We start from the raw sequence: 26,488 nt of genomic DNA, 5'->3' as shown, positions 1-26,488 counted from the left end.
TCTCCTCAGGCGGCCTTCTTGCCGGCGCGACCGCGCGGGCCGAGGAAGTATTCCCGGATCCACGGATGGTCCGATTTTTCCAGTTCCTGCACCGGAGCCTTGGCCACGACGTGCTTGTCCGCCAGCACCGCCACCTTGTCGGTGATGGCATAGAGGCTGTCGAGGTCGTGGGTGATCATGAAGACCGTCAGCCCGAGATCATCGGACAGCTGGCGGATCAGGTCGTCGAACGCCGCGGCGCCGATCGGATCCAGGCCCGCCGTCGGCTCGTCCAAGAACAGCAGTTCCGGATCCAGCGCCAGCGCCCGGGCCAGTCCGACCCGCTTGCGCATCCCGCCCGACAGCTCGGCCGGCTTGAGATGATGCGCCTCGGGCTTCAGCCCGACCATGGCGATCTTCATCTCGGCCAGCTCCCGAATCACGTCCTTCGACAGCCGCGTATGCTCGACGAGCGGCGAAGCGACGTTGTCGATCACGCTCAGAGACGAGAACAGCGCGCCCTGCTGGAACAGGATGCCGGTGCGGCGCTCGAAGTCCGCCTCCTGCTCCTTGCTCAGGTCGGCGCGGTCGTGGCCGAGCACCTTCACCGTGCCGCCCTCCGGCTCCTTCAGTCCGATGATCGTATTCAGCAGCACCGTCTTGCCCGTACCCGAGCCGCCCACCACGCCCAGCACCTCGCCCCGCTCGACATCGAGGTCGAGGTCCTCGTGGATCGTCCGCTCGCCGAACTGGCTCAGCAGTCCGCGCACCTCGATCAGGCGTTCGGGTTCTGGAGCCGGCTTGGCCTGTGCTTCGACGGCGCTCACAGGTTCAGCTCCAGGAAGATCAGCGCGAAGATGGCGTCCAGCAGAATGATGGCGAAGATGGCCTGCACCACGGCCGCGGTCACCCGTCGGCCAAGACTCTCCACATCGCCGGCGACGGCCATGCCCTGCCGGCACCCGATGGCGGCGATAACGACCGCGAAGACCGGCGCCTTGGTCATACCCACCATCAGATGCGTTCCCATCATCGGATCTTCGCTGATCCGCTGAACGAAGAAGGCAGGCCCGTAGCTGAGCTGGCTCCAGGTCACCAGCAGACCGCCGAACAGCCCCGCCAGAATACCGATGAAGGTCAGCAGCGGCATCATCACGATCATCGCGGTCAGCCGCGGGATGACCAGCGCCTGGAACGGATTGACTCCCATGACCTGCATGGCGTCGACCTCCTGGTTCATTCGCATCGAACCGATCTCGGCGGCGAAGGACGAGGCCGAACGCCCGGCCAACAGGATGGCGGTGATCAGCACCGCCAGTTCCCGCAAGGTGGCGACGGCCACCAGCTGAACCGTGAAGACGCCGGCGCCGAACTGGGTCAGCAGGTTGGCGCCGAGGAAGGCGATGACCGCGCCGATGAAGAAGTTGGTGACAGCCACAATCGGCATGGCGTCGAGACCCGAGCGCTCACCCTGGCTGAACCACGCCGCCCAGCGGATGCGGCCGGGATGCTTCATCGCCGTGCCCGAGGCGGTGATCAGTCGCCCGAGGAAAGCCATCGACAGCGTAGCCTCGGCGACGATGTCCTGAACGCCACGGCCGACCTTGGCGAAGCCCCGCACCCATCCGGGCGACCGGCGCGGCGGACCGGCGCTCTCGCGCTCCAGCCGCTCGACCATGGCGTAGGTCCGCCCCGCTTCGGGGCGCTGACTCCAGGCCGAGGCTGGCAGAACGCAGTTGCTGGCCTGAACGATGGCGAGCGCTCCCGCCGTGTCGAAGCGGCCGAGATCCTTCAGATCGACGGCGTCGACGCAGCGCTGATGCAGGTCGTCGTCCAGCCGGCGCGAAATCCGGCCAAGGCTGGTCGCGGTCCAGTCGCCCGTCAGGCGCAGGGTCAACGTCCCCCCGCCCTCGTCGATCTCGAAGTCCGCTGCGGCCATGCCCCTACCTAGATTGCGCCGTTCGATTTGCCTACGGTCCGACCACGGCAAAGCTGGGGCAGAGCGGAAGAACGCCGCCCGGGCGTAATCGTTCAGCCACGCTGAAAATGTATTGTCAGAGCAGCGTCTTGGCTCGCTTCAGGTCGAGCGTGAAGCGTTCACGCTCCGCCGCCTTGGCCGCGGCTTCGGGTATACGAAGCAGATAGGACGGGTGGACGGTTAGCAGCGCCTTCGCGCCATCGGCCAGATCGATGCCGTGACCGCGCTCCTGAGTCACCGCCACCTTCCGCCCGAGCACGCCCAGCGCCGCCGTCGCGCCCAGCGTCACGATCAGTTTCGGTTTCACCAGACGGCGCTCGGCGTCCAGCCACCAGCGGCAGGCGCTGACCTCGCTCACCGCCGGAGTCTTGTGGATGCGCCGCTTTCCGCGCGGCTCGTGTTTGAAATGCTTGACCGCATTGGTGACGAAAACGTCGTCGCGGTCGATGCCCGCCTCGTCCAGCGCGACGTCCAGCACCTTGCCCGCGGGGCCGACAAAGGGATGCCCGGCGAGGTCTTCCTGGTCGCCCGGCTGCTCGCCGACGATCATCAGCCGCGCCTTCTTCGGACCTTCGCCGCAGACCCCCTGCGTGGCGTCGCGCCACAGCGGGCAACGGCGGCAGGCCTGCACCGCCTGATCCAGTTCCTGCAGCGTCGAGGGGACGAAGCCTTTCTCGAACGACTGGTCGCGGTTCATTCGCGAGAGGGTCTTGGCCAGACGGGCGTTGGGTTCTGGAGCGGGCGCGGCGACCATGGCCTCCGTCCGAACCGTCGACTGCGCCACCAGTTCCGGGATCAGCGACGCCTCGGGCAGGTTCTTCCAGTAGCGGCGCGGCATCTCCCCCTGCATCGTCTTCGTCTTTAACCGCGCCGGGTTGAAGGTCGAGGCGTAGTAGGTCTTCCAGAACTCCTCGATCTCATCCTCGGTCGGCGCCATGTCGCGCGTTGCCGGCGGCCCGAACGTCAGCGTCTCCGCGTCCCAGAACGCCGAGCCGTCCGGGGTGAGGATCGACCAGTGCATGGTCGAGAACCTTCGCGCGAAGAAAGGTGCGGTCTTCTCCACCACCCGGTGCGCGGGCTCGAACCAGGCAATCCATCGCTCGCCGGTGTCTTCCTCGATCTGCCGGAAGCGGACGAAGGCCTTCATCTTGTGGCTGGCACGGCTGACGTTCTTCGTTCTCTCCAAAGCGTCGGCGACATCCGCGTCGGTGACGATCTTCATCAGATCAGGCTCGGCCTCCAGCCGCCACAGCAGGCGGTACATCAGATCGAACCGGTCCTCCGACCGGTGCAGGATCACCTCCTGCGCCAGATCCACGAAGGCCTTGGGGACTGTGAACGGCGCCGCATCCGGGGACGGCGGCGGCAGGCTCTCGTCGAACAGCCCGTCGCCGCCGGCCCCGACCCGAAATGCCGCCCGTTCCGGTGGCACGCCGGCCAGCCGGAACGCACGCGCCGACTGCCGCCAGCCTTCGAAATCCGTTTCCCCGGCCAGCGCCCCGACGTGCATCAGAACAGGCTCATCTGCACCGGCGCCGGATCGGGCGCGATGCGGGCGCGCAGATCGGCGGCGTCGGTCAGCCCGCCCGGGGTCCAGTCCAGGGTCGTGATGAAGGGGCGGACCTTGTCGATGCCGCGGCACAGGCGGGCGATGTCCTCCAGCCGCAGCGTCCGCCAGCGCCGGACCGACACGATCCGGTCGACCGATTTCACGCCCAATCCCGGCACGCGCAGCAGCATCTCTCGCGGCGCGGTGTTCACATCGACCGGGAACTGCTCCCGCCGGTTCAGCGCCCACGCCAGCTTGGGATCGATGGCGAGGTCCAGCATCCCATCCGTCGCCGCTTCGCCGATCTCGGGCGCGGAGAACCCGTAGAAACGCATCAGCCAGTCGGCTTGGTACAGCCGGTGCTCGCGCATCAGCGGCGGCTTGGCGAGCGGCAGGGCGCTGGACGAATCCGGGATCGGGCTGAACGCCGAATAATAGACGCGCCGCAAGCCGTAGCCGCCGTAGAGCGAGGCGCTGCGATCCATGATCTCGGTATCCGGCGCCCCGTCCGCCCCGACGATCAGCTGGGTCGACTGGCCGGCGGGCGCAAACTTCGGCGGTTTGATGCGGTCGCGCTTCTCCGGCTTCGCGGCCTCGACCGCCAGCCGCACCTGGCCCATGGCCTTCTTGATGACGCCGACGTCCTTCTGCGGAGCCAGTCGCTTCAGCGCCTCGTCTCGAGGAAGTTCGATGTTGGCGGACAGCCGATCAGCGTAGAGGCCCGCCTCCTCGACCAGCTTCGGGTCGGCTTCCGGGATCAGCTTGAGATGGATGTAGCCGCGGAAGTCGTGCTCAGTGCGCAGCTTCTTCGCCACCAGCACCAGTTGCTCCATCGTGTAATCGCCCGAGCGGATGATGCCCGACGAGAGGAACAGGCCCTCTATGTAGTTCCGCTTGTAGAAATTCAGCGTCAGCTCGACGACCTCGTCGACCGAGAACCGCGCCCGCGGCACGTTTGAGCTCGCCCGGTTGATGCAATAGGCGCAGTCGTAGATGCAGAAATTGGTCAGCAGTATCTTGAGCAGCGAAACGCAGCGGCCATCGGGCGTGTATGCATGGCAGATGCCCATGCCTTCGGTGGAACCCACGCCCTTGCCGCCCAGCGAGTCCCGCTTCGATGTGCCGGATGAGGCGCAGCTGGCGTCGTATTTCGCCGCGTCCGCGAGGATGGATAGCTTTCGCCGGAGATCGATCTGCGCCATGTGTTCGCACTATGTTCCGCCCGGAACGGTGCGTCCAGCGTAGCTGCAGAGGCGTTTTGTCGCGTCAGGTCAGATAGTTGAGCAGCGACACCTGCCGCAGCTGCGAAATCACCTGCGCCGAGGCCTGGATCGCGACCTGCGACAGCTGCAGATCGGTGATGGCCACGGCCATGTCGGCGTCGGTGCGATCTGACACCAGTTCGTCGAGAGACCCGAGTTGGGCTTCGTGGCTCTTGGTGATGCTCTCGACCTGATTGGCCATCGAGCCCGTCTTGGCGATCTTGTCGATCACGGCGGTCGCCGCCTGCTCCAGCCGACCGAGCTGGGTCGTCAGGAAGGTTTTCTGCGCCTCGGTCATCTTGCCGGTCAGCGGCCCGTTGGCCCCGGCATGGAAGGTCTGGATGTCGCGCAGGATTTCCAGCACTTCTCCGCCTAATTCGTCGGCGAGGAAGCCGGTCTCGAGGGTCGTTCCCTCGGCCACCCGGCTGGCGGTTTTTAGCGTGTCGTTCTGGAAAACCGACGGCACGTCCGGCGCCGCCGCCAACTCACCAAGGCTGGCCACTGTCATTGGACTCGTCGTCGTCGAGGCTCCGGCGAACAGATAGCCGCCTTGATGCCGCATCGTCAGACCGCCGCGGATTTCCTGGAAATGGCCCTCCAGTTCCAGCATCAGCGAGCCGGCCGAATCCGTGGAGAGGGCGCTTCCCACCGCCTGCCGCAGACCCGCGATGCCGTCGCCGATCTGGTTCATGGCCAGGTCCTGCGTCGTCAGGCGAGCCGACACCGCCTTCGATGTGTCGATGAAGCCCTGGATCCGGCTCTGTGCGCCCTTGAGCGCGGTCAGGGTCTCGGATTGTCGGCCAAAGCCCGTCAGATCGGTGGCGTTCTTCTGGGTCGAGACCCGCTCCTGTGCGTCCGCCGCCCGCGTCTGCGCCTTCATCAGGTCGAGCAGGGCGGACTGGTAGTTTCCGAAAGTCGCGACGCGGGTCATCAAATCATCCCCAGAAGCGTGTCGTACATGTCCTTGGCCGCCTGGATCATCCGGGCCGAGGCGTTGAAGGCCTGCTGATAGGTGGTCATCAGCACCAGTTCCTCGTCCAGATTGACGCCCTCGAAGGCGGTCTGGCGGGACGAGGCCTCGGTTGCGAGCGCGGCGGCCGTGTCGTTGCGGTTCTTGGCCGCCGCCGCCTTCCCGCCGATCTCGCCGGACAGTTCGGAGGCGTAGCGCGAGACGGAAATCACTCCGCCCGAGGAGTCGCCAGCTGCGGAGAAGGTGGTCGCCCGTTCGCCGGCGTCGGCGAGCAGAAGGGCCCCTCGTCCGTCGCCTGTGCTCAGCGCCGACGTGCCGACCGCGGCGGTCAGGTTGAGCTGGGCCAGCGCAAGCTTCGCAGGGCTCTGCCGGATATCGGTCCGCAGCGAGAAGCCGTCCGCCCGCGAGGCACGCACGCCGCCGATGCCGAACAGTTCGGTGACCGAAACCCCAGACGGAACCTGGATGGTCGTGTCCTCGAGGACGCTCATCGTCGGCGGCGGGCTGCCGTTGCCGGTGAACTTCAGGGAGCCGTCGGCGGCCAAGGCGAACGAGCCAAAGCGGCCGACGCCGGTGGCCGGATCGTTCAGCGCCGTGACCAGATCGCCAACGGTTCCGCCCGGGGGCACCGTCACCTGAATGTCGCGGAGCTTCGAGCCGGTCGCGCCCGTGAAGCGGAAGCTGAGCGCCTCGCCCGCCGTGAACCCATGCTGCGACGCCGCCGTCATCCCGGTCTCGTAGAAGGCCGGGCGGTCGGTCGAGATGAGGTCGTTGAGGCCGAAGTAGTGCGAGAAGCCGCGCCCGGCCTTGGCCGAGGGGCTGTTCGGATCGTCGGCCACGGCCACGCCGTTCCCGCCGCTCGCCGCGATGGTCAGCTTGCCGTCAACGAAGCTGGCGGTCGCTGCGCCGCCGAGCTGGGCGTTCAGCACGCTCAGGAAGGTGGTCGGGGTGGCCGCCACGCCGTTCACGGTCATCGTCGCGCCGCTGAAGACGATATCGGCCCGGCTCTGCACGACGCCGGCGGCGTTGGTGATCGCCACCGTCGTCCCGCCCGTGAAGCCGGCGATCGCGCTCTCGAAAGTCTGGCCGACGTTGCGGCCGGTCAGGCTGGTAGGGGCCGGCACCGAGCTGTTGGCGTTGTGGGCCCGGTTCAGTTCGTCCGCGACATGCGAGACCAGTTCCGCCAGACGCTCGGCCGTCGCGGGAGCCTCGACGTCGCGAAGCTCGACCAGCCCCTTGATCTCGCCGGACACCACGCTGTCGAGCAGCGAGCGCTTCTGCCCCCCGGGCTCGGTGACCCAGATCTCGTTGAAGGCCGTCTCGCTGGTGACCGTTCCTGCCCGGGTATAGCTGAGCGTCGCCGCCCCCTCCCCGGCCAGCAGGGTTCCGGCGCCCGTTCGAATGGAGACGCCGCCGACCGGCCGCACCGACACGCGGATATCCATCAGCTCCGCCAGTTGACCGATCAGGGCCGACTGCGCCGTCTCCGCACCCGACGCGTCACCGCTGACCACCGTCGCCCGGGCGATCTCGAGGTTCAGCCCCTCAATCTGCTGCAGCAGGTTGTTGGCCTTCTCGACGGCGCTCTGGATGCGGCCGTCCGCATCCTCGCGGACCGCCTGAATCTGTTCGCCGATCCGTCCGGCCTCGTCGAACAGGGCCTGGGTGCGGAACAGGGCGTCTTGCCGACGCGGCGACGAGGTCGGGTCTTCGGCGCTGGCCGCGAAGGCCGAGAACATGCCGTCGACCTGCGAGAAGAAGCCGCTGTCACCACCGGGATCGCCGAACAGCGACTGAATGCGGTCGTACAGTTCATAACGAACGCCCTGACGCGCCGCCTCCGCGCCGGCGTTCAGGCTGGCCGCTTGAAGGAAGCGGTCGGTCGCCAGACGGATGCGCGCCACCTCGACGCCCGCGCCCATCCCCTGACTGGTCAGGGTGACCTGGTCGGCGATCTTGCGGACGTAGCCGGGCGTGTTGACGTTGGAGACGTTGTCCGAGACCACACGCAACTGGGTCTGGGCCGCGGCAAGGCCGCTGGTCGCCGTGTTCATGATCGCGTTCAGGGACATGCAGCGGCCTCCATTACACTGGCGCCCGGCAAGGCCTGCCAGCCGACGCGCCCTTTTTGCCCGGCTTCGCCCGCAAGCGATCCGGCCAAGTCACTGAATTCTCGCGAGATCGTAATTCGCGCCTGTGTCATGAGCGGCAAGGAGCGCAAGCGGCGGGCCAACCGCCGGGCCGAAGGCGCCGAGCGCTGGCGCCGGGCAAGAAACGTCGGCACGCGGCAAGATTCGACCGCTTCTTCACTGCCGCGGCCTCCGCGAGCTCGGCGAAGTTTCTCGTGTTTTCCGATGGTTGTTCGTGATTGGTGAACTGGCCCGCGACTTGCGCCGTGGGTTCCGAATGTTCGGCGCAGCAAGCGCCCAAGCCACCTTCGCTCCGGCGACACCCCCTCGGGACCATGTCCGCGCAAGCCGTGCTTTCCATACTGGCGCCTGTCCACAAGGCGACTCCTCGTGGGTCGTCGGGGCCTGGCGCATCCGGCTTCGGAAACCTGCTGGCGGTCGAGCTGTCGAACGAAGGCGCTCCGCGCAATGCACTCCGGACGAGGGCGGGGGTCGAGGCTCGCACGGGCATCGACCGCGACACCTTCGCGGGCGGAGACGATACGACCCTGACGATCGATGGCGCGAAGCCGTCTGTTGACGCCGCGACCGATCCTCTGGTCCTTCCCGGTGTCGCGGACACCACCGATGCAGAGCCTTCGGTCCTGCCCGCCATTATCAACGCCAAGGGGACCGAGCCTCAGGTCCTCCCGGGCGCACCCGACATCAAGGGTCTGGAACCGCAGGTTCTGCCCGGCGCCGATACGCCCAAAGGCTTGGAGCCCCAGGTTCTCCCCGGCACGACGGCGGGCAAGGGTCCTGGCCCACAGGTCCTACCCGGAACCCCGCCCGGCAAGGGCGAGGATGCCCTCGTCCTTCCGGCGCAGCCCTCCGGGAAACCGACAGAGCCGCAGGTTCTGCCGGCCGAAGCGGCGCTTGAACCCGTCGCCGACACGCCGGCCGCCGAGGCCGCCGCACGGACGAGCAGTCACGCGGCTGAAGCTCCTGTCCCTCCGCCGGCGCCGCTACGGGCGCTGGCGGAGCGGACCGCGAAACCGCTGGATGAAACAGCGAAGCCCGCTGAGGCGGCGACCGCCGAGCTGAAGGGCGCGGCAGAGGCTCCGACAGGTCGATCCGCTCCGACCGCCGAAGGTGAAAAACCCTCGGCGCCGCCCGTTGGGCCGTCCCCTGCTCCGGCTCCGGCCGGAGAGACGGACGCTGCGCCCGCCGAAACCTCTCCCGTGAGCGACGGCGCCGCGGCCCAGGCGGACGCGCCCGCGGCTCCCGTGCGCGAGCACAGCCTTTCGACCCTCTCCCGCGCCACTATCGATGCGACGGCGCAGATCGCCGCGCAGATACTGCGCAAGCTGGAAGGGCGATCGACCCGGTTCGAGATCGCCCTTCGCCCGGCCGAACTGGGCCGTGTGGACGTCAAGCTGGACATCGACTCGGAGGGCCGCCTGGCCGCTCGTCTAGCGTTCGACAATCCGGCCGCCGCGACGGACCTGCGCGGACGGGCCGATGAACTGCGCCGCCAACTCGAGGCCGCCGGCTTCCAGATGGCCGATGACGCGTTCGAATTTGTCGACCGCGACAGCGGCTCCAGCGCCTTCGACCGGGGGCAGGACACGCGCCACCAACAGGCACGAGCCTTCGCCTCGGCATCGCGCCTGAACAACGAAATCGACATGGCGCAGCCGCCGAAATGGCTGGCGCTCTCCCTCTCGCCTTCGGGCGTGGACATGAAGGTCTGACGATGGTCGACGCCGTCACCACCACCAACAATGCGACAAGCCGGATTAACGCCGGCACGGGGATGCTGGCCTCGAATTTTGAGACCTTCCTGACCCTTCTGACCTCGCAGTTGAAGAATCAGGACCCCCTGTCGCCGGTCGATTCCAACCAGTTCACCGCACAGCTGACCCAGATGGCCGGTGTCGAGCAGCAACTGCTGACCAACGACCTGCTGAAGAGCCTCGTCTCGGCCCAGGGCGGCGGCGGTCTGGCCGGCGCGGCCAACTACATCGGCAAGGAAGCCACCGCGGCCTGGTCGGCGACCAAGTTCACGGATGGCGAGGCCGAGTGGAACTACGAGATCGCCTCCAACGCCGCCTCCGTGAAGCTGGAGGTGCTGGACGGTTCCGGCAATGTGGTGTGGTCGGGCGATGCGCCGAACAAGACCACCGGCGTGCACGAGTTCGCCTGGGATGGCGAGGCCACCAGCGGGAACGACGGACAGGAGGGCCAGGTCTATTCCCTCCGGATCACGGCCAAGAACGCCGCCGGCGGCGCCATCGACGCCCAGGTCCTGACCAAGGGCCGCATCACCGGCGTCGAGATGTACGACGGCGAGGCCTATCTGACCGTCGGCAACTCCATCCTGCCGCTGTCCAGCGTGATCGCGCTGGAGGAAGCCCGCACCGCCGCAACGCCCCCTCCCGCCGACGAAGAGGACGAGAGCCTGCTGGCCTCGATCGCCTCGTCGCTCAATCCCATGAAACTGTTCTCGTAAGGAGCCCCGCGCCATGAGCATCAACAGCGCACTACTGGCCGGCGTGTCCGGCCTGACCGCCAACTCCGCCGCCCTCGCGGCGATCTCCCAGAACATCGCGAACGTGAATACGGTCGGCTACAAGCGCTCGGCCGCCGAGTTCCAGACCGTGATCAACAGCCAGGTGCAGGGCGCCGGCTACTCGGCCGGCGGCGTGCTCTCCAGCGCCCGCCACTATACCAGCCAGGCCGGCCAGCTGCAGCGGACCACCTCGAACACCGACCTCGGCATCGCCGGGCAGGGCTTCTTCGTCGTCACCGAGAAGGCCGAGAACGTCCAGGTCACCGACGCCCGCCTGTTCACCCGGGCCGGCGCCTTCCGCGTCGACAATCTGGGCTATCTGAAGAACACCGCCGGCCTTTATCTGCAGGGCTGGCCCGTCGACGCCGACGGCAACATCGCCAGCGACCCGTCGGACCTGAACCGCCTGCGCACCATCAACGTCGGCTCCGTCGGCGGCACCGCCGAGCCGACCACCCGCGTGCAACTGAACGCCAACATCAAGTCCAGCCAGGCCATCTCGTCCGAGGCGAGCGACGCCACGGCGACGCCGCCTGGGGCGAACGCCTACAGCCCCACGACCAACTCGATGGCGATGTGGGATCCCGAAACGGGCGCCGGCGTGAAGCCCGATTTCGAACTCACCATCCCCGTTTCGGACTCCAAGGGCGGCCAGCGCACCATCGCCCTGTCGTTCCTAAAGAGCACCGTGCCGAACCAATGGTACGCCGAGATCCGCGCCATCCCCGCGTCGGACGTGACCACGGGCGCGGGGCTGGCGAACGGCCAGCTCAAGACCGGCCTTGTAGCCTTCACGCAGGACGGCCGTCTGGACGTGGACGCCATGGAAGCCCTCGGCGCCGCCGCCCTGTTCCCGGACCCGTCGGCCGCCACTCTTAACTTTGCAGCCTCGGACGCTACGGCTCCGGCTGCCGGCGCTGTCAAATGGGCCACCGGCCTCGGCATCGACGACCAGGTGCTGGCCTTCGACCTGACCGCAGCCGCCGGCGGTCTGACCCAGTACGACAGCGCCTCGGTCGTTCAGGCCGTGCTGACCAACGGCACCGCCTTCGGCAACCTGTCGGAGGTCAAGATCGACGACACCGGCTTCGTCACCGCCATCTTCGACAACGGCGTGACCCGCCGCATCGCCCAGATCGCCCTAGCCACCTTCCCGAGCCCGGACGCCCTGCTGGAGTCCACCGGCAACGCCTTCCGCGTTAGCCAGGGGTCGGGCACCTACAACCTGAAAGCCGCCGGCACTGGGGGCGCGGGCACGATCGGGTCTTCGCAGCTGGAAGCCTCGACCGTCGATCTCTCCGCCGAGTTCACGGGCCTGATCACGACCCAGCGGGCCTATTCCGCCTCGTCCAAGATCATCACCACCGCAGACGAAATGCTCGCTGAACTCATCAGCATCAAACGCTGATCTCGGGGTAAGGGGGCGTAAACCTCAATGAAATCTTCATTGAACAGGGAGCCGGCGAAGGGGGAGCATTTTAGCTTTTCCTTCACCACGACGCTTAAACGGCCCTTAGCCGCCGACCGCTACGGTTCGAACCATAGTGATGGTGGTCAATGAGGCATAAGCCCATGTTGCAAGAGCGACGCCTTAACAATCAAGGCGAACAGTACGTGGTCGGCCCGACGGGCACGCCCCTGACCCTGCACGATCTTCCGCCGGCCAATACGGACCGCTGGGTGATCCGCCGCAAGGCCGAGGTCGTGGCTGCGGTGCGCGGCGGACTGATCAGCCTGGATGACGCGCTGGCGCGTTACCGGCTGACGGCCGAGGAATTCCTCGCCTGGCAGAAGGCGATCGACAAGTGGGGCATGCAGGGCCTGCGCACCACCCGCATCCAGCACTACGGACGCGGCAGCTAAAGACACTCCCCGACGATACGACGGCCGCTTCCGGAAACGGGGGCGGCCGTTGTCGTTTTCGGCTGAATCGCGGGCGGCCTCGAAATCGAACGCCTTTCACACTAGATAGCGCGCCATGACGCTCGCCGAGGACATCTGCCCCGTCCCGACCATTGCCCGCGCCGATATGGACGCGGCGGTCGAGGCTGCGCGCGCGGCTGTCGGGCTGCCGGTCGGGTCGCGCGTGGTGGCGGCCATGTCCGGGGGCGTGGACTCCACTGTGGTGGCCGCCCTGCTGCACAAGGCGGGCTATGACGTCGTGGGCGTGACGCTCCAGCTCTACGACCACGGCGCGGCGCTGAAGAAGAAGGGCGCCTGCTGCGCCGGTCAGGACATTCACGACGCCCGCCTCGCAGCCGATATGCTGGGCATCCCGCACTATGTGCTGGACTACGAAAGCCGGTTCCGGGACGCGGTCATTGACCAGTTCGCCGACAGCTATCTGGCGGGCCAGACGCCGGTGCCCTGCATCCGCTGCAACCAAACGGTCAAATTCCGCGATCTGCTAGACGTCGCTCGCGACTTAGGGGCCGAAGCCATGGCCACGGGGCACTATGTGCGCCGGTCGGTGGCGGGCGGGCGGGCGCAGATGCGCAAGGCGGTCGATCACTCGCGCGACCAGTCCTACTTCCTGTTCGCCACCACGGCGCAGCAGCTCGACTATCTGCGCTTCCCGCTGGCCGATCTGGAGAAGCCGCAGGTGCGCGGCGTGGCGGCCGAACTGGGCCTGCGCATCGCCGCCAAGCCGGACAGCCAGGACATCTGCTTCGTGCCCAATGGCGACTACCGGACACTGATCGACAAGCTGCGCCCTCAGGGCCGCGAGGCCGGCGAGATCGTGCACATGGACGGCCGGGTGCTGGGCAAGCACTCGGGCATCACCGACTACACCATCGGCCAGCGGCGGGGGCTGAACGTCGCTGTCGGCGAGCCGCTGTTCGTGACGAAGCTGGATCCGGCCCGGCGGCACGTGATCGTGGGGCCGCGCGAGGCGCTGCTGACCGCGGCGCTGACGCTGGACGAGACCAACTGGCTGGGGGACGAAGCCTCGATCGAGGCGGCGGCCGAAGCCGGTGCGCCGGTGCTGGCGCGGGTGCGCTCGACGCGTCCGCCCTCGCCTGCCCGGCTGTCGCTGGCGGACGGAGCCGTGACGGTGACGTTCGACACGGGCGAGGAAGGCGTGGCGCCGGGACAGGCCTGCGCCCTCTACGACCCCGCCGATCCCGACCGGCTGCTGGGCGGCGGCTTCATCAAGACGACCGCGGCCGTTGGCTGAGGCGGACGATCCGCTGGCGCTCGCGTCGCGCGCCGGGTTGCCGCCTGAGTATCGCTACCTGCATGAGGCCTTTCCGCGTGAGCGGTGGAGCCTCGGTGGGCTGCATCCGACGGCGCGGCGCTGGCTGCACATGCACGGCGGCTTCCGGGCGCATCAGGCGCAGATGGCGGGGATGGTCGGCGCCTGGCGCGGCGGGCAGATCGATGTGCGGGCGCTTCATGGAGCGCTGATCCCGGCGCTGCAGGACTTCCTGCAGCATCTGGACGGGCACCACCGGATCGAGAGCGGCCACTATTTCCCGGCACTTCAGCAGCTGGAGCCGCGGATCGCGGCCGGCATCGACCTGCTGGATCGGGACCACGACGCCATCCACCACCATATCGAGGCCATGGTCGACACGGGCCGGGCGATGCATCAGGCGGTGGCGAGCGGCGCAGGGGATGCGGCGGACCGGGCGGCGCGGCTGGCGGAGGTTCTGGACCGCGTGGCGCCGGAGCTGACCCGGCATCTGGACGATGAGGAAGAGATCGTCATCCCCCTGATAGCGCTGCGCGGCGATCCGCTGGGCTAGACGCCGCGGGTCGGCATCAGTTTCCGGCGCTGGCGGACCAGGGCGATGGGCCGGCCGTCCGGGGTATGGGCCACGCCGTCCTCGACCGCCCAGCCGCCGCCCACATCCCGGCTTGTGAAATGGAAATAGGCCCAGCCCTCGGGCGAGGTCTCGGGGGTGATCTCGGTCAGCAGGTCGGCGCGGAGGTCGATGCTGGCGGAGATGATCGGCGGGGCGGGGAAGGCCGTGAAATAGGTGGGATAGAGGCCGTCGAGCAGGAAGAGGAGCCGGGCCTCGTCCAGCGGGGCCCTGTCGACGGTGCGCATCCAGCAGCCCAGTTCGGGGGTGCGGCCGGCGTTCTCGCCGAACAGCTTTGGGCCGGCGACGAAGCGGTGGTCGATGTGGCGGGTGAACCAGGGGCCGAAGCCGGTGTCGAGCGGCGTGGGTTCGAGGTCGTCGGGCCGTCCGCCAGCGATGGCGAGAGGCGTCAGCACCGGGCCGGCGACGTCGCGGCCATATGTGCCGAGGGCCTGGATGGCGGGGCGATCCGGCTGGCCGCCGGTGACGGAGGCATAGACCACGTTGCGCCCGCCGCGGTTCAGGACGGGGCGGAAGGCCGCTTCCTCGAAGCGGGCGGCGGCGAGGTACTGGATGGTCAGGCTCTGCAGCGGCGTTTCGATGCCCAGCCCCTGCCGCATGGCGCCCGCGGCGAGCGCGGCCATCAGACCGCCGAACGGGGCGCCGCGTTCCTGCGGGGCCGACTGCGGGGCGTTGGAGAAGCCGCCGTCGAGACGGGCGGTCAGGCTGCCGGCACCGTCGTCTGTCAGGGTCAGGGCCTCGGCGAGGGTCTGCTGGGTCATGGGTCCGGAGTATCGCGGGCAAAGGACGGGCGGAAGGCCGAAGCCTCCCGCCCAAGGTCGAGGGATCCGGAAACGCCGCGGCGTGTCCGTAGCCAAACAAGACTGACCTAGTCCGTTTAGATTGGCAACCCTCTTGCCAAAAGGCTGACGCGGGGTCACTTTCGCCGCATGGGACGCACCGCAGACTATTCTCGCCAGAGCTGTTCGATCGCCGCGACGCTCGAGGTGATCGGCGACCCGTGGACGCTGCTGGTCATTCGCGACGCCTTCAACGGGGTCAGCCGGTTCGAGCAGTGGCAGGAACGGCTGGGCGTCGCCCGCAACGTGCTGGCGGCGCGGCTGAAGTCGCTGGTGCAGCACGGGGTGCTGGAGCCGCGGCTCTACTCCGAGCGGCCCCCGCGCAACGAATATGTCCTGACGGCCAAGGGCAAGGACCTGTACGGCGTGCTGGTCACCCTGCACGGCTGGGGCGCCAAGCACGTCTATGGCGACGCCGACGCCGGGGTGGCGATGGTGCACAGGGCCTGCGGTCACGACCTGGCGCCGCGCATCGCCTGCGGGCACTGCAACGAGATCGTCAAGCCGCGGGACATCCAGCTGAACCTCGCCGAGAACCGTCCGACGGTCGGCGAGATGATGCCGCGCATGGACGAAGAGGCGGCCTGAGTCGTGGAGCCGGTCACCATCGTCGGCAATCCGGTCTCGCCCTACGTCCGGAAGGTGCTGGCCGCCTGCGCCCTGAAAGGGGTGGAGGTGCAGCTGGACCCGATCGTCGGCCTGATGGGCAATGACGATTTCGGCCGGATCAGCCCACTGCGGCGGATACCGGTGTGGGTCGAGGGCGAGGTGACGCTGTGCGACTCCAGCGTCATCGTCCAGTACATCGAGGAGACGCGCCCCGGTCCGTCGCTGTGGCCGGCCGATCCCGTCGAGCGGGCGAAGGCGCGCTGGCTGGAGGAGTTCGCCGACACGCGGCTGTTCGACGTGCTGGGCTGGCGTCTGTTCTTCGAGATCGCGGTGAAGCCCCGCTTCTTCGGCAGCGAGATCGACCAGGCCAAGGTCGAGCACGCCCGCGACGTCGAGCTGCCGGTCATCCTCGACTACCTCGAGGGCGTGACGCCGGAGAGCGGCTTCCTGTTCGGCGACCTGTCGATGGCCGATCTCAGCGTGGCGCCGGCCTTCGTCAATGCGGGGGCGGTGCAGGTCAATGTCGATCCCACGCGCTGGCCGAAGCTGGCGGCGTGGCTGGAGCGGGTCGAGGCGGAGACTCCGCTGGGCCCGCTGAACAAGCTGGCCCGGGCCCTGATGCGGACGCCCGCCCACGCGCACCGCGACCGGCTGCCGGAGTTCGGCTTCGTCGCCGCCTCGCGCAGCTGGGGCGGCGGCGAGGTGCGCCGCGGCCCGATGACGCCCCAGTAGCCGGACGCTTGCACCGCGCCCGCAAACAGCCGATCTAGCCCACCGATTTCCAAGACCCCCTCCCAAGGTTTCCGCCATGTCCGACCCCATCGTCATCTGCTCCTTCGCCCGCACGCCTATGGGCGGCTTCCAGGGCGCGCTGGCCGGCGTGAAAGCCACCGAACTGGGCGCGGCGGCGGTCAAGGCGGCGGTCGAGCGGGCCGGGGTCGATCCGGAGAAGGTCGAGCAGATCTACATGGGCTGCGTGCTGCCTGCCGGGCTGGGCCAGGCCCCGGCGCGTCAGGCGGCGATCGGCGCCGGTCTGGGCCGCCACGTCGAGGCGACGACGGTCAACAAGATGTGCGGCTCGGGCTTGCAGGCCATGATGATGGCCTCGGACGCCCTGACCGCCGGCACGGCCGACGTGATCGTGGCGGGCGGCATGGAGAGCATGAGCGGCGCGCCGTATCTGATGAACAAGCACCGGTCGGGCGCCCGGATCGGCCATGACGTCATCGTCGACTCGATGATGATGGACGGGCTGGAAGACGCGTATGCGCCCGGCAAGCCGATGGGCTCGTTCGCCGAGGACACGGCCGGGACCTATCAGTTCACGCGCGAGGCGCAGGACGCCTATGCCGTCGAGAGCCTGACGCGGGCGCGCCACGCCATCGCCTCGGGCGCCTTCAAGGCCGAGATCACGCCGGTCGAGGTGACCACCCGCAAGGGCACGGAGACGGTCGTCGAGGACGAACAGCCCGGCAAGGCCATGCCGGAGAAGATCCCGGGCCTGAAGCCGGCCTTCGCGAAGGACGGGACGATCACCGCCGCCTCGTCAGCCTCGATCTCGGACGGCGCCGCGGCGGTCGTCATGACGCGCGAGAGCGTAGCCAGGGCGCTGGGTCTGCCGATCGTGGCGCGCATCGTCAGCCATTCGGCCCATGCGCAGGAGCCGGGCCTGTTCACGACGGCCCCGGTGCCGGCGATGCAGAAGGCGCTGAAGAAGGCCGGCTGGGACGTCTCGGACGTCGACCTGTGGGAGATCAACGAGGCCTTCGCCGTGGTGCCGATGATCGCCATGCAGGAGTTGGGCATCGAACACTCGAAGCTGAACGTGAACGGCGGGGCGACGGCGCTGGGCCACCCGATCGGCGCTTCGGGCGCCCGGGTCCTGTCCACCCTGCTGGCGGCGCTGCAGGCGCGCGGCGGCAAGAAGGGCGTGGCCAGCCTGTGCATCGGCGGCGGCGAAGCCGTGGCGATGGCGGTCGAACTGGCCTGAGGGCGGTTTTACCCGGGTATAAACTGAAAAAACAGCGTCCGTAGAGGCCGTAGCGTCCGAAGAGTCCGCTCAGTGCGAAGCGTGCGGAGCGTGCGGTTTGCCCGCAATGCTGAGCGAATTCAGTGGGTGTGTGGCGGCTGCACCTTTGACGGCGCGGGCGGGATGGATTGTCAAAGACCGACGGCGGAAACGAACGCGCGTATTATACGGCCGCCGGATAGCGTGCGCAGAAGATCGGGTTGAGAAAAGCCGATGTGGCTGAACTCGCTAAGGTTTGTCGGCGCGATCCGACTATAGAAACCCGGATTGCAAGCACAGCGTCATGGGCGTCCTTCTCCCCTTGAGGGAGAAGGTGGGCCGGAGGCCCGGATGAGGGGGCTGTGTCAGCCTCTCCGGCACCCGACGGAAGCGGCTGACCGGTGAGATAGGTGTCTCACCCCTCATCCGCCCCTCCGGGGCACCTTCTCCCGCAAGGGGAGAAGGGAAGCCCAGAGCTTGCCCCGCCTCGGCTGCACGCCCTACCCTCCCGTCAGGAGGCCTCCCATGACCCTGAACCGACGCACCGCCCTGGGCCTGGCCGCGGCCGCCATGACACCGGTGTCGCAAACACGTGCGCCGGCCGATCCGGTCGAGACGATCCGGCTGTGGCCGGGCGCGGCGCCGGGTGGGGAGCGGGCCGCCGTGACGCCGAGGGTGGTGGAGCGGTCGAGCGACCCGGCGTTCCACGACCGGTTCGCGCAATACACGACCGAGCCGCTGCTGACCGTCCTGCGGCCGGCGCGGGCAAATGGGGCGTCGCTGCTGCTGATCCCGGGCGGGGGCTACAAATGGGCGGTGGTGGACAAGGAGGGGCTGGACTGCGCGCGGGTGTTCGCGGCGGCGGGCGTGACCTGTTTCGTGCTGCGCTACCGGTTGCCCGGCGACGGCTGGGCCGCGGGGGCGGATGCGCCGCTGCAGGACGCGCAGCGGGCGTTGAGGCTGGTGCGAGCGCGGGCGGCGGCGGACGGGCTGGATCCCGGGCGGGTGGCCGTGCTGGGCGCCTCGGCGGGCGGGCATCTGGCCGGGATGCTGACGGCGCGGAGGGATGCGACCTATGCGACGGTGGACGCGGCGGACGGCGCCTCGTTCCGGCCGGACCTGTCGATCCTGCTCTATCCCGTGGCGACTATGGCCGATCCGTTCGTCCATGCCGGTTCGCGGCGCGAGCTGCTGGGCCAGGCGCCGACGGAAGAGGCGATCGTGCGCTATTCGCTGGAGCGGATGGACTGGCGCGGAGCGCCGCCGACATTCCTGCTGCACGCGATGGACGATGTGGCGGTGCCGGTGGAGAACAGCCTGCAGCTGCTGACGGCGCTGAGGGCGGCGGGCGTGGCGGCCGAGGCGCACCTGTTCCAAGAGGGCGGGCACGGGTTCGGGATACGGTTGATCGAAGGCCGGCCGGCGGCGGCATGGCCCCCGCTGGCTCAGGCCTGGGCGGGGCGGCAGGGGTGGTCGGTCTGATAATCTGCGCCAGCGGCCCCGACCAGCCGGACGGGCGCGTGGGTCGGCGATATGAGGCGGGTCAAAAAGGCGCTAGATGTGCCGCGAAGCTCGCGCCAACACACAGCCATCCGGCGGACGAATGCAGACCGAGTTCATCGACCGCATTTACGAATGTTCCGTCGTGCCCGAGCTGTGGCCTGCGGTTCTGGACGACCTCGCCCTGCTGACGGAAGCGCGCGGCGGACTGCTTTTTTCGGCGCGAAAGGCGCTCTACTGGACCGCGTCGGAAAACATTCGCGGCGTGTTCGACGAATACGTCAACGACGGCTGGTTCGAGCGCTGCAGCCGGCGGGTATGCCTGATGGGGCAGAGCCAGCCGTCCTTCTTCGTCGAGCAGGACTTCTGGACGGAAGACCAGCTGCGCACAGACCCGATCTACCGCGACTTCTTCCGGCCGCGGGGCCTCGGGTGGTCGGCAGGCACCGGCCTGCAGATACCGACGGGCGACAGCATCGTCTTCAGCATCGAACGCGATTTCGACCGAGGGCCGGTCGAGCCGGAGCATGTCCGGCGGCTGAATGAACTGCGCCCCCACCTCGCGAGGAGCGCGCTGGTCACCTCGCGTCTCGGCCTGCAGCGCGCCCAAGGAGCGAGCGAGGCGTTGACGGCGTTGAACCTGCCCGCCCTGCTGCTGGATGAGACCGGGCTTGTGATCGAGGCCAACGCCCTGATGCAGGCCCTGCCCGAAAGCGTGAAGTTCGGAGCGAACAACCGTCTGGTGCTCGGCGACAAGGCGGCCAACACCATGCTCGCAGCGGCCATAGCCGGCCTGTCGACATCTCACGAGGCGGCGACCTGCTCGTTTCCGCTGCGCGACGACCTCGGCAAGCCGCAGATGGTGCTGCACCTCATCCCCGTGAGACGGTCGGCGAACGACATCTTCGGACGGAGCTATGCCCTGCTGCTGGCCACGCCGGTCGCCGCAGGCCGCGCCCCGCCGATCGAGGTGATGCGGTCGCTGTTCGACTTCACCCCGTCTGAGGCGCGGGTCGCGCAGGCGCTGGCCACCGGACGAACCGTCGAGGAGATCGCCGCCCATGGCGGCGTGGCCGTCACCACGATCCGGTCCCAGGTGCGCCGCGTCCTTGAGAAGACGGGGTCCACGCGGCAGGCCGAGGTGGTGGCCTTGCTGGCCGGCGTGGCGCTTGCGCCGAACTGAGACGGAGCATCACGACCGACGCCGTGCGCGGGCGCGGAGCGTCTCATCTGTATTGATGATGACGCCTGCCCGGCGGCGGGAGGATTGTGGTCTCACACGGGGCGTCCCGCGGGCTTCGGCGATCATGGAGATCGGCGCGCCGGCGGGCCCTGCGGGAGACCAGACGATGAGATCCTCCTTTCGGTTTCTTTGGGCGCTGGGCCTGACAGTCGCCCTCGCGGGCTGCGCCGACATGGTCACGGGCGGCCCCCTGATCCGGCCGGGCGAGCCGCAGGGGACGATCCGGGTGCTCAACGCCACCAGCGACCAGCTCCATGCCGTGCTGATCTCCAGCTGCGACGCCTCGACCTATGGCCTCAACCGGCTGCCGTCGGGGATGGCGATCCCGCCGGGCGGTTCCTACAGCTTCACGGTGTCAGCGGGCTGCTGGGACGTGGCGGCCGGGACGCTCGGAGTCGGCGACGCGCGCGGTCGCATTCGCGTGGCTGCGGGTCGGACAGGCTCAATCCAGATCAACTGAGTTCATCGCCGGACCGACCAGAAGGCGGTCCGTATTCAAGGGAGACTGTGATGCTTAACGTGCTTGCGCGGCGGACCATGGTGGCTGCCCTGATGACCGCGGCGACCCTGGGATCCATGGGATTCCAGTCGAGGGACGGACAGGATCGCCGGGTCCTGATCATCAATCAGACGGGGGTCACCATGACCCATTTCTACGCGTCCAACTCGGGTCAGGACAATTGGGAAGAGGACATCCTGGGCTCCGAGGTCCTGCCCAGCGGACGTTCGATCCGGATCAACATCGACGACGGCACCGGCGCCTGCGTCTATGATTTCCGGGCGCGGTTCGTCGATGGCGACGTGCTGAACCGGTATCGCATCAACGTTTGCGAGATCACCGAGTACCGCTACACGGCGAACTGACCGAAGGCGATGGGCGGGAAACCGGCCGTGAGAGGCGGCGTGACGGGGGACCCGCGCGCCGCCTTTCTCAATCCTCCTCCGCCGCCAGCAGGTCGGCGGGATCGAAGTCGTAGTCCAGCAGATCCTTCGGCTTGCAGTCGAGGGCGGCGCAGAGCTTGGCGAGGGTGCGGAAGCGGATGCCCTTGACCTTGCCGGAGCGGAACAGGGACAGCTGGGTTTCCGAGAGGCCGACCTCGGCGGCGAGCTCGCGGGCCTTGAGGCCCTTCTTGACGATCAGCTGGTCGAGAGTGACGCGGATCGGCATCAGATCATCTCGTCCAGCTCGGCCTGGACCTTGCCGGCCTGCTCGACCACCTGGCCGAGCAGGAACAGGGCCCCGCCGATCATGCCGAGGGTCATGCCGGCCACGTCGAAATGCAGGAAGGCCCCGCGGCCGTGGTCGACGAGGCGGACGAGGTTGGAGACCACGAAGACGCTCATGACGCCGCCGAGGCCGAGCGACAGGCCGACGCGGCGCAGGGCGGTGGACAGGGTGGGCTGGATCAGCCGCCCTTTCGACAGCTGGCCCATGGCCGAGCCGATCGACCAGACGGCGAACAGGTAGAAGACGACCGGCGAGAACCAGATCAGATAGCCGAGCGTCCGGCCGGTGAAGGGCGGCCGGGCGTCGCGCAGCCAGTAGAACAGCGGCGCGCCGACCCAAGTCAGCACCATGGCCGCGCCGATGGTGACGACCATGAAGACGGCGAGCCAGCGGAACTGGGCGCACATGCGGCGGAAACGGGTGAGGTCTGGCTGGCTCATCAGGCGGGTCCGAAGCTGTCTGATCTTTAATCTTGACTTAAAGATAGCCGGGCCGCAGCTTTATGCAAGAGTTAAACGAAACGAGAGCGCGACCATGCCCGCCGCCATCGAGACCCACGACCTGACGCGCCGCTTCAAACGCCATCTGGCCGTCGACGCCGTGTCGATGACGGTTCCGGACAAGGCGGTGTACGGCTTCCTCGGGCGCAACGGCGCGGGCAAGACGACGACGCTGAAGATGCTGCTGGGGCTGATCCGGCCGAGCGGGGGGTCGGCGCTGGTGTGCGGCGTCGACATCGGAAGGGACCGGATCGGGGCGGCGCGGATGGTCGGGGCGCTGCTGGAGGCGCACGGCTTCTACGGCAATCTGTCCGGGCGGGAGAATCTGGACCTGACGCGCAGCCTGCTGGGCCTGCCGGCGCGGGAGATCGACCGGGTGCTGGAGGTGGTCGAGATGACCGAGCACGGAAGGCGGCGGGTGTCGGACTATTCGCTGGGGATGCGGCAGAGGCTGGGGCTGGCCCGGGCCATGCTGGGTGCGCCGCCGGTGCTGGTGCTGGACGAGCCGACCAACGGGCTGGACCCGGACGGGATCGCCGACATGCGCCGGTTCTTGCGAGCCCTGCCGGAGCGGACGGGGGCGACGGTGCTGCTGTCCAGCCACCTGCTGGGCGAGATCGAGCAGACGGCGACGCACGTGGGGATCCTGAGCCACGGCAAGCTGGTGCTGGAGGGCGAGCTGAGCCGGCTGAAGGCCGATCTGGCGCCGGAGATCGCACTGCAGACGGACGACGCGGCGCGGGCCACGGCGCTGGCGCGGGCGCGCGGATTCGACGTCCTGCCGACGGAGGACGGGCTGACGGCGCGGCTGAAGCCGGGGGAGGATGCGCGGACGGCTTCCGCCTCGCTGAACCGGGCGCTGATCGAGGCCGATATCGCCGTGTTCGCCATCGGGGCGCGGTCGCGCTCGCTAGAGGGCATCTACCGCGAGGTTTCGCCGCCCGCGCCCACCGCCGCCGTCAAAGCCCAGCCGGAGTTCGCCTGATGACCGCCTCCCCCTTCCTCGCGCCGCTGTTCGTCGAGGCGCGCAAGCTGAACCGGTCGCTGGCGGCCGTGCTGGCGGCCGCCGCGCCGGCGCTGATCGCGGTCTTCGCCTTCTTCATGGTGCTGCGCGGAACGCGGCCGATGCCGTGGGACATGTGGATGATCAATGCGTCGGGCATCTGGGCCTTCTTCATGCTGCCGATGAGCGTGACGGCGCTGACGGCGCTGGTGGCGCACATGGAGCATGGGCCGAAGTCATGGGACCATCTGCGGGCCCTGCCCCTTCCCCGCTGGCGGCTGTACGCGGCCAAGGCGGTCTGCGTGCTGGCGCTGGTGGCGCTGATGAGCGCGGCGGTGATGGCCATGACCTGGGGCGCGGTGATGCTGGCAACGGCGATCAAGCCGCAGCTGACGCCGACCGGCGCGTTCGAGCTGGGCCACTACGCCGCGACGTTCGCCAAGATCTACGCCGCCGCCCTGCTGATGATCGCGATCCAGTTGTTGGTCGCCCTGCGGTTCGCCAGCTTCGTGCCGGCGCTGGCGATCGGCATCGGCGGGACCTTCTTTTCGGTGGTGGCGACGTCGGCGAAACAGGGCGTCTTCTTCCCGTGGCAGATGCCGGTGAACATGCTGGCGACCGAGGCGTGGCGGGTGAATACCGCCCTCGGGCTGGGGCTGGGTCTGGGGGCCGCGGTGATGGCCGGCGCCTTGGCGCACCTGAGCCGGCGCGAGGTGCTCTGAGCCGTGGATTGCGCAGCGGGAGCGGGCGTGGCAAGCGCCGGGAGGTCGGTGGCGACTGACGGAGAGCATCCCATGCGTGAAGACGGAAAGCTGGACTACATCGAACTGCCCGGCGGCGATCTGCCGGCGAACAAGGCCTTCTACGGCGAGGCGTTCGGCTGGAAGTTCGTCGACTACGGGCCGGAATATGCGGGCTTCGACGAGGGAATGGACGGCGGGTTCGATGCGCAGTCGGACGGGGTGCGGACGCCGCTGCCGATCCTGTTCGCGAGCGATCTGGAGGCCATGCTGGCCAAGGTCGAGGCGGCGGGCGGGACGGTGGTGAAGCCGATCTTCGACTTCCCCGGCGGACGGCGGTTCCACTTCCGCGACCCGACGGGCAACGAGCTGGCGGTTTGGTCGGAGACCTGAGCCCGGCCTGAGGCGCCGTCAGCCCAGAAGGCGGCGGATGGCGAGGGACAGCTCCTCGATCGCGTAGGGTTTTCGCAGGACGTCGAAGCCGTGCTCCGCGTCCGTCGCGAGGGCGTGGCTGTAGCCGCTGGTCAGGAGCACCGCCTTGCCGGGCCAACGTTGGCGAATGGCCGCGCCGAGGGCCACGCCATCCATGCCCGGCATCAGAACGTCGCTGAACACGAGGTCGAAGGCGTCGTCCGTTCCGAGCAGGTCAAGCGCGGCCTCGCCGCTGGACGTCAGGACGGGCTGATAGCCGAGGTCCTCGAGCAGGTTGATGGCGAATGCGCCGACGTCGGCGTTGTCCTCGACCACGAGGATGCGGCCCTGCGCCTTGCCGGCCGGGCCGGCCTCTTCGCCGGCCTCGTCCGTAACCGGCGGCGCCGGGGTGCGCGGCAGATAGAGGGTGAAGGCTGCGCCGCGACCTTCCTCGCTCTCGATGGCGATGTCGCCGCCGGACTGGTTGGCGAAGCCGAAGACCTGGCTCAGCCCGAGCCCCGTCCCCTCGCCCACCGGCTTGGTGGTGTAGAAGGGTTCGAAGATGCGGGCGTGATCGGCCACGGCGATGCCCGGCCCCGTGTCGCTGACGCGCAGGGCGATGTAGTCGCCCGAACGGGCCGGCTGGCCCCGGATAGAGGGGATCGACGAGACCGGCTCGACCGCCAGCGAGAGCACGCCGGCGCCGGCCATGGCGTCCCGGGCGTTGACGCCGAGGTTCAGCAGGCTGGTTTCGAACTCGACTGGATCGGCGTTGGTGAACAGGCCGGTCGCGACACTTGCGACGTCGACGGAGAGCTGCTCGCCGAGCGTCGAGCGCATCATCTCGCCGATGACCCGGGCGCGGGCGCCGACGTCGAAGACCCTCGGCGTCAGGGCCTGCCGGCGCGAGAAGCTGAGAAGCTGGCTGGTCAGTTTCGCGGCGCGGTCGGCAGTCTCGCGGATGGCGGTGATGTAGCGTTCGCGCCGGGCTTCCGGAACGTTGTCGCGCGCCAGCAGGTCCGCCGAGCCGCGGATGATGGTGAGCAGGTTGTTGAAGTCGTGGGCGACGCCGCCGGTCAGCTGGCCGATTGCCTCCAGACGCTGGGTGTGGCGCAGCGCCTCCTCGGCCGTGACCCGTTCCGCCACGGCCTGTTCGACCTTCTTCTCCAGCGTGCGGTTGAGCTCGTCGAGCTCGCGCATCGAGGCCCGCAGGTCGGCGGCGGCGCGGACCCGCTCGATGTGCGCCCATGAGCGCTCGGTCACCTCGCCGATCAGGTCGAGCTCGAAGGCGGACCATCGGTGGGGCTTGCGGTCGTGGATGGCCATCAGCGCGGTCAGGCGGCCGTTCTTGACCAACGGCATGCAGATGGTGGCGGCGATGCCGATGTTCTGGAAGGTCGCGGCCTCTTCGGGGGCCAGTTCCTTCAGATTGTCGTTCACGATCAGCGGACGGGCGGCGGACAGCTCCTGCACCGCCAGCAGGCCGAAGTCGGCGAGGCTGTAATGGCCGACGATGCTGGGCGAGCCGGGAGCGGCCCAGTCGCCGCGGATTGTGAAGCCGTCCTCGTCCTCGTCCATGTCGGCATAGGCGCAGTTGGACAGACCGAGCCGCGCGGCGACGAGCCTGGTGGTCACCGCCAGAATGACGTCCGGGTCCTCGATCCCGGCCAGAGCCCGGCCGAGCGCGTCGAGGAAGCCGAGCTTTTCGCGCGCCACGACGGCGGCGGTGGTTTCGGTCACCGTGTCCAGCATACCCACGACGAGACCGTTCTCGTCCCGGATGGGGCTGTAGCTGAAGGTGAAAAAGGCGTGCTCCGGCCCCTCGCCGCGCTCGATCTCCAGCGGAAAGTCCTCGACATAAGTGGACTGGCCTTCGAAGGCCGCCTCGGCGATGGGCTGAAGCGACGGCCAAGCCTCGGACCAGATCTCGTTGAAGGCCTTGCCGAGCGGATCCGCCTTGTCGCCGAGGATCGGGGCGAAGGCATCGTTGTAGATCGTCGTCAGACCCTCGCCCCAGACGATCGCCTGCGGGAAGCCGGATGCGAGGATCAGGGAGACGGTAGTCTTCAGCGCCGGAGGCCAGCTCTCAATCGGGCCGAGGGGCGTGAGGGACCAGTCTTTGGCGGCGATCGCGGCCGCCATCCCGTCAAGCTTGCCGGACT

Annotated in this window: 26 protein-coding genes; 16 read left to right on the top strand and 10 right to left on the bottom strand. The window is 68.4% G+C overall.

Annotation, left to right across the window (positions count from 1 at the left end):
• Positions 1-5: 5 nt before the first annotated feature.
• The 6 genes from GGQ87_RS09495 to flgK form a co-directional block, all read right to left on the bottom strand.
• Positions 6-806: an ATP-binding cassette domain-containing protein gene (locus GGQ87_RS09495; RefSeq protein ID WP_168046883.1), complete on the bottom strand. Its 801-nt coding sequence runs from the start codon at positions 804-806 to the stop codon at positions 6-8.
• Complete coding sequence (locus GGQ87_RS09490) at positions 803-1,918, bottom strand: MlaE family ABC transporter permease (protein WP_168046881.1); 1,116 nt, start codon at positions 1,916-1,918, stop codon at positions 803-805. The genes GGQ87_RS09495 and GGQ87_RS09490 overlap by 4 nt, the downstream gene beginning before the upstream one ends.
• A gap of 115 nt (positions 1,919-2,033) precedes the next feature.
• The gene (locus GGQ87_RS09485) at positions 2,034-3,467 is read right to left on the bottom strand and encodes a UdgX family uracil-DNA binding protein (RefSeq protein WP_168046879.1); all 1,434 of its coding nucleotides are present in this window, start codon (positions 3,465-3,467) and stop codon (positions 2,034-2,036) included.
• The gene (locus tag GGQ87_RS09480) at positions 3,467-4,708 is read right to left on the bottom strand and encodes a putative DNA modification/repair radical SAM protein (protein ID WP_168046877.1); all 1,242 of its coding nucleotides are present in this window, start codon (positions 4,706-4,708) and stop codon (positions 3,467-3,469) included. Before GGQ87_RS09480 ends, GGQ87_RS09485 begins: the two co-directional genes overlap by 1 nt.
• Before the next feature lie 64 nt (positions 4,709-4,772).
• Positions 4,773-5,699 (bottom strand): flagellin, encoded by a 927-nt coding sequence (locus tag GGQ87_RS09475; protein ID WP_168046875.1) that lies wholly within the window; start codon positions 5,697-5,699, stop codon positions 4,773-4,775.
• Positions 5,699-7,810 carry a flagellar hook-associated protein FlgK gene (gene flgK, locus GGQ87_RS09470; RefSeq protein WP_168046873.1) on the bottom strand — a complete coding sequence of 704 codons (2,112 nt, stop codon included), beginning with the start codon at positions 7,808-7,810 and terminating at the stop codon, positions 5,699-5,701. Before flgK ends, GGQ87_RS09475 begins: the two co-directional genes overlap by 1 nt.
• 392 nt (positions 7,811-8,202) lie before the next feature.
• Here flgK and GGQ87_RS15570 point away from each other — a divergent pair, with 392 nt between their 5' ends.
• The 6 genes from GGQ87_RS15570 to GGQ87_RS09440 all read left to right on the top strand — a co-directional run bounded on the left by GGQ87_RS15570 (position 8,203) and on the right by GGQ87_RS09440 (position 14,167).
• The gene (locus tag GGQ87_RS15570) at positions 8,203-9,600 is read left to right on the top strand and encodes a flagellar hook-length control protein FliK (protein WP_209282428.1); all 1,398 of its coding nucleotides are present in this window, start codon (positions 8,203-8,205) and stop codon (positions 9,598-9,600) included.
• 2 nt (positions 9,601-9,602) lie between these two features.
• The gene (locus GGQ87_RS09460) at positions 9,603-10,358 is read left to right on the top strand and encodes a flagellar hook assembly protein FlgD (RefSeq protein WP_168046871.1); all 756 of its coding nucleotides are present in this window, start codon (positions 9,603-9,605) and stop codon (positions 10,356-10,358) included.
• A gap of 13 nt (positions 10,359-10,371) precedes the next feature.
• The gene (gene flgE, locus GGQ87_RS09455) at positions 10,372-11,826 is read left to right on the top strand and encodes a flagellar hook protein FlgE (protein WP_168046869.1); all 1,455 of its coding nucleotides are present in this window, start codon (positions 10,372-10,374) and stop codon (positions 11,824-11,826) included.
• Positions 11,827-11,990: 164 nt separating this feature from the next.
• Positions 11,991-12,281: a CtrA inhibitor SciP gene (sciP, locus tag GGQ87_RS09450; RefSeq protein ID WP_168046867.1), complete on the top strand. Its 291-nt coding sequence runs from the start codon at positions 11,991-11,993 to the stop codon at positions 12,279-12,281.
• Between the two features lie 115 nt (positions 12,282-12,396).
• Positions 12,397-13,596, top strand: coding sequence for a tRNA 2-thiouridine(34) synthase MnmA (mnmA, locus tag GGQ87_RS09445; RefSeq protein WP_168046865.1), 1,200 nt, complete (start codon positions 12,397-12,399; stop codon positions 13,594-13,596).
• Positions 13,589-14,167, top strand: coding sequence for a hemerythrin domain-containing protein (locus GGQ87_RS09440; RefSeq protein ID WP_168046863.1), 579 nt, complete (start codon positions 13,589-13,591; stop codon positions 14,165-14,167). The genes mnmA and GGQ87_RS09440 overlap by 8 nt, the downstream gene beginning before the upstream one ends.
• On the opposite strand, the gene GGQ87_RS09435 is transcribed toward GGQ87_RS09440, so the two are convergent.
• On the bottom strand, positions 14,164-15,006 hold the full coding sequence (locus GGQ87_RS09435; RefSeq protein WP_168046861.1) for an acyl-CoA thioesterase: 843 nt from the start codon (positions 15,004-15,006) through the stop codon (positions 14,164-14,166). The genes GGQ87_RS09440 and GGQ87_RS09435 overlap by 4 nt on opposite strands.
• Positions 15,007-15,174: 168 nt before the next feature.
• Here GGQ87_RS09435 and GGQ87_RS09430 point away from each other — a divergent pair, with 168 nt between their 5' ends.
• From GGQ87_RS09430 to GGQ87_RS09400, 7 genes are all read left to right on the top strand, one after another.
• Positions 15,175-15,672, top strand: a complete 498-nt coding sequence (locus GGQ87_RS09430; protein ID WP_168046859.1) for a winged helix-turn-helix transcriptional regulator — start codon at positions 15,175-15,177, stop codon at positions 15,670-15,672.
• A 3-nt stretch (positions 15,673-15,675) separates the two neighbouring features.
• Entirely contained in the window at positions 15,676-16,425 is a 750-nt protein-coding gene (locus GGQ87_RS09425; protein WP_168046857.1) for a glutathione S-transferase N-terminal domain-containing protein, read from the top strand.
• Between the two features lie 76 nt (positions 16,426-16,501).
• A complete protein-coding gene (locus GGQ87_RS09420) occupies positions 16,502-17,683 on the top strand; it encodes a thiolase family protein (protein ID WP_168046855.1) in 1,182 nt (393 codons plus the stop codon).
• Positions 17,684-18,226: 543 nt separating this feature from the next.
• On the top strand, positions 18,227-19,183 hold the full coding sequence (locus GGQ87_RS09415; RefSeq protein ID WP_168046853.1) for an alpha/beta hydrolase: 957 nt from the start codon (positions 18,227-18,229) through the stop codon (positions 19,181-19,183).
• Between the two features lie 76 nt (positions 19,184-19,259).
• Positions 19,260-20,384, top strand: coding sequence for a helix-turn-helix transcriptional regulator (locus tag GGQ87_RS09410; RefSeq protein WP_168046851.1), 1,125 nt, complete (start codon positions 19,260-19,262; stop codon positions 20,382-20,384).
• Between the two features lie 166 nt (positions 20,385-20,550).
• Positions 20,551-20,904 (top strand): hypothetical protein, encoded by a 354-nt coding sequence (locus GGQ87_RS09405; protein WP_168046849.1) that lies wholly within the window; start codon positions 20,551-20,553, stop codon positions 20,902-20,904.
• Between the two features lie 50 nt (positions 20,905-20,954).
• A complete protein-coding gene (locus GGQ87_RS09400) occupies positions 20,955-21,308 on the top strand; it encodes a hypothetical protein (protein WP_168046847.1) in 354 nt (117 codons plus the stop codon).
• A 67-nt stretch (positions 21,309-21,375) separates the two neighbouring features.
• On the opposite strand, the gene GGQ87_RS09395 is transcribed toward GGQ87_RS09400, so the two are convergent.
• Both GGQ87_RS09395 and GGQ87_RS09390 read right to left on the bottom strand, forming a co-directional pair.
• Complete coding sequence (locus tag GGQ87_RS09395) at positions 21,376-21,612, bottom strand: helix-turn-helix domain-containing protein (RefSeq protein ID WP_168046845.1); 237 nt, start codon at positions 21,610-21,612, stop codon at positions 21,376-21,378.
• Entirely contained in the window at positions 21,612-22,112 is a 501-nt protein-coding gene (locus GGQ87_RS09390; RefSeq protein ID WP_168046843.1) for a DUF2975 domain-containing protein, read from the bottom strand. The genes GGQ87_RS09395 and GGQ87_RS09390 overlap by 1 nt, the downstream gene beginning before the upstream one ends.
• A gap of 94 nt (positions 22,113-22,206) precedes the next feature.
• Between GGQ87_RS09390 and GGQ87_RS09385 the strand changes: the two genes are divergently transcribed.
• The 3 genes from GGQ87_RS09385 (at position 22,207) to GGQ87_RS09375 (ending at position 24,308) form a co-directional block, all read left to right on the top strand.
• The gene (locus GGQ87_RS09385) at positions 22,207-23,157 is read left to right on the top strand and encodes an ABC transporter ATP-binding protein (RefSeq protein WP_168046841.1); all 951 of its coding nucleotides are present in this window, start codon (positions 22,207-22,209) and stop codon (positions 23,155-23,157) included.
• Complete coding sequence (locus GGQ87_RS09380) at positions 23,157-23,897, top strand: ABC transporter permease (RefSeq protein WP_168046839.1); 741 nt, start codon at positions 23,157-23,159, stop codon at positions 23,895-23,897. The genes GGQ87_RS09385 and GGQ87_RS09380 overlap by 1 nt, the downstream gene beginning before the upstream one ends.
• Before the next feature lie 72 nt (positions 23,898-23,969).
• A complete protein-coding gene (locus GGQ87_RS09375) occupies positions 23,970-24,308 on the top strand; it encodes a VOC family protein (protein ID WP_168046837.1) in 339 nt (112 codons plus the stop codon).
• Between the two features lie 18 nt (positions 24,309-24,326).
• Here GGQ87_RS09375 and GGQ87_RS09370 read toward each other — a convergent pair whose 3' ends face one another.
• On the bottom strand, positions 24,327-26,468 hold the full coding sequence (locus GGQ87_RS09370; protein ID WP_168046835.1) for an ATP-binding protein: 2,142 nt from the start codon (positions 26,466-26,468) through the stop codon (positions 24,327-24,329).
• Between the last annotated feature and the right edge of the window lie 20 nt (positions 26,469-26,488).

Origin of the sequence: Brevundimonas alba (assembly GCF_011927945.1) — a bacterium.
Taxonomy (GTDB): domain Bacteria; phylum Pseudomonadota; class Alphaproteobacteria; order Caulobacterales; family Caulobacteraceae; genus Brevundimonas; species Brevundimonas alba.
Note: the sequence above shows the minus strand (reverse complement) of the source record. Positions and strands in the feature narration are given on the sequence as shown.

Bases quoted from the DNA above. Each gene is read 5' to 3' on its own strand.
- GGQ87_RS09490 (WP_168046881.1), bottom strand. From the start codon at position 1,918: ATGGCCGCAGCGGACTTCGAGATCGACGAGGGCGGGGGGACGTTGACC.
- GGQ87_RS09480 (WP_168046877.1), bottom strand. From the start codon at position 4,708: ATGGCGCAGATCGATCTCCGGCGAAAGCTATCCATCCTCGCGGACGCG.
- GGQ87_RS09380 (WP_168046839.1), top strand. From the start codon at position 23,157: ATGACCGCCTCCCCCTTCCTCGCGCCGCTGTTCGTCGAGGCGCGCAAG.
- GGQ87_RS09435 (WP_168046861.1), bottom strand. From the start codon at position 15,006: ATGACCCAGCAGACCCTCGCCGAGGCCCTGACCCTGACAGACGACGGT.
- GGQ87_RS09410 (WP_168046851.1), top strand. From the start codon at position 19,260: ATGTGCCGCGAAGCTCGCGCCAACACACAGCCATCCGGCGGACGAATG.
- flgK (WP_168046873.1), bottom strand. From the start codon at position 7,810: ATGTCCCTGAACGCGATCATGAACACGGCGACCAGCGGCCTTGCCGCG.
- GGQ87_RS09405 (WP_168046849.1), top strand. From the start codon at position 20,551: ATGAGATCCTCCTTTCGGTTTCTTTGGGCGCTGGGCCTGACAGTCGCC.
- mnmA (WP_168046865.1), top strand. From the start codon at position 12,397: ATGACGCTCGCCGAGGACATCTGCCCCGTCCCGACCATTGCCCGCGCC.
- GGQ87_RS09375 (WP_168046837.1), top strand. From the start codon at position 23,970: ATGCGTGAAGACGGAAAGCTGGACTACATCGAACTGCCCGGCGGCGAT.
- GGQ87_RS09390 (WP_168046843.1), bottom strand. From the start codon at position 22,112: ATGAGCCAGCCAGACCTCACCCGTTTCCGCCGCATGTGCGCCCAGTTC.
- GGQ87_RS09475 (WP_168046875.1), bottom strand. From the start codon at position 5,699: ATGACCCGCGTCGCGACTTTCGGAAACTACCAGTCCGCCCTGCTCGAC.
- GGQ87_RS09415 (WP_168046853.1), top strand. From the start codon at position 18,227: ATGACCCTGAACCGACGCACCGCCCTGGGCCTGGCCGCGGCCGCCATG.
- GGQ87_RS09370 (WP_168046835.1), bottom strand. From the start codon at position 26,468: ATGGCGGCCGCGATCGCCGCCAAAGACTGGTCCCTCACGCCCCTCGGC.
- GGQ87_RS09420 (WP_168046855.1), top strand. From the start codon at position 16,502: ATGTCCGACCCCATCGTCATCTGCTCCTTCGCCCGCACGCCTATGGGC.
- GGQ87_RS09485 (WP_168046879.1), bottom strand. From the start codon at position 3,467: ATGCACGTCGGGGCGCTGGCCGGGGAAACGGATTTCGAAGGCTGGCGG.
- GGQ87_RS09460 (WP_168046871.1), top strand. From the start codon at position 9,603: ATGGTCGACGCCGTCACCACCACCAACAATGCGACAAGCCGGATTAAC.
- flgE (WP_168046869.1), top strand. From the start codon at position 10,372: ATGAGCATCAACAGCGCACTACTGGCCGGCGTGTCCGGCCTGACCGCC.
- GGQ87_RS09430 (WP_168046859.1), top strand. From the start codon at position 15,175: ATGGGACGCACCGCAGACTATTCTCGCCAGAGCTGTTCGATCGCCGCG.
- GGQ87_RS09395 (WP_168046845.1), bottom strand. From the start codon at position 21,612: ATGCCGATCCGCGTCACTCTCGACCAGCTGATCGTCAAGAAGGGCCTC.
- sciP (WP_168046867.1), top strand. From the start codon at position 11,991: ATGTTGCAAGAGCGACGCCTTAACAATCAAGGCGAACAGTACGTGGTC.
- GGQ87_RS09400 (WP_168046847.1), top strand. From the start codon at position 20,955: ATGCTTAACGTGCTTGCGCGGCGGACCATGGTGGCTGCCCTGATGACC.
- GGQ87_RS15570 (WP_209282428.1), top strand. From the start codon at position 8,203: ATGTCCGCGCAAGCCGTGCTTTCCATACTGGCGCCTGTCCACAAGGCG.
- GGQ87_RS09385 (WP_168046841.1), top strand. From the start codon at position 22,207: ATGCCCGCCGCCATCGAGACCCACGACCTGACGCGCCGCTTCAAACGC.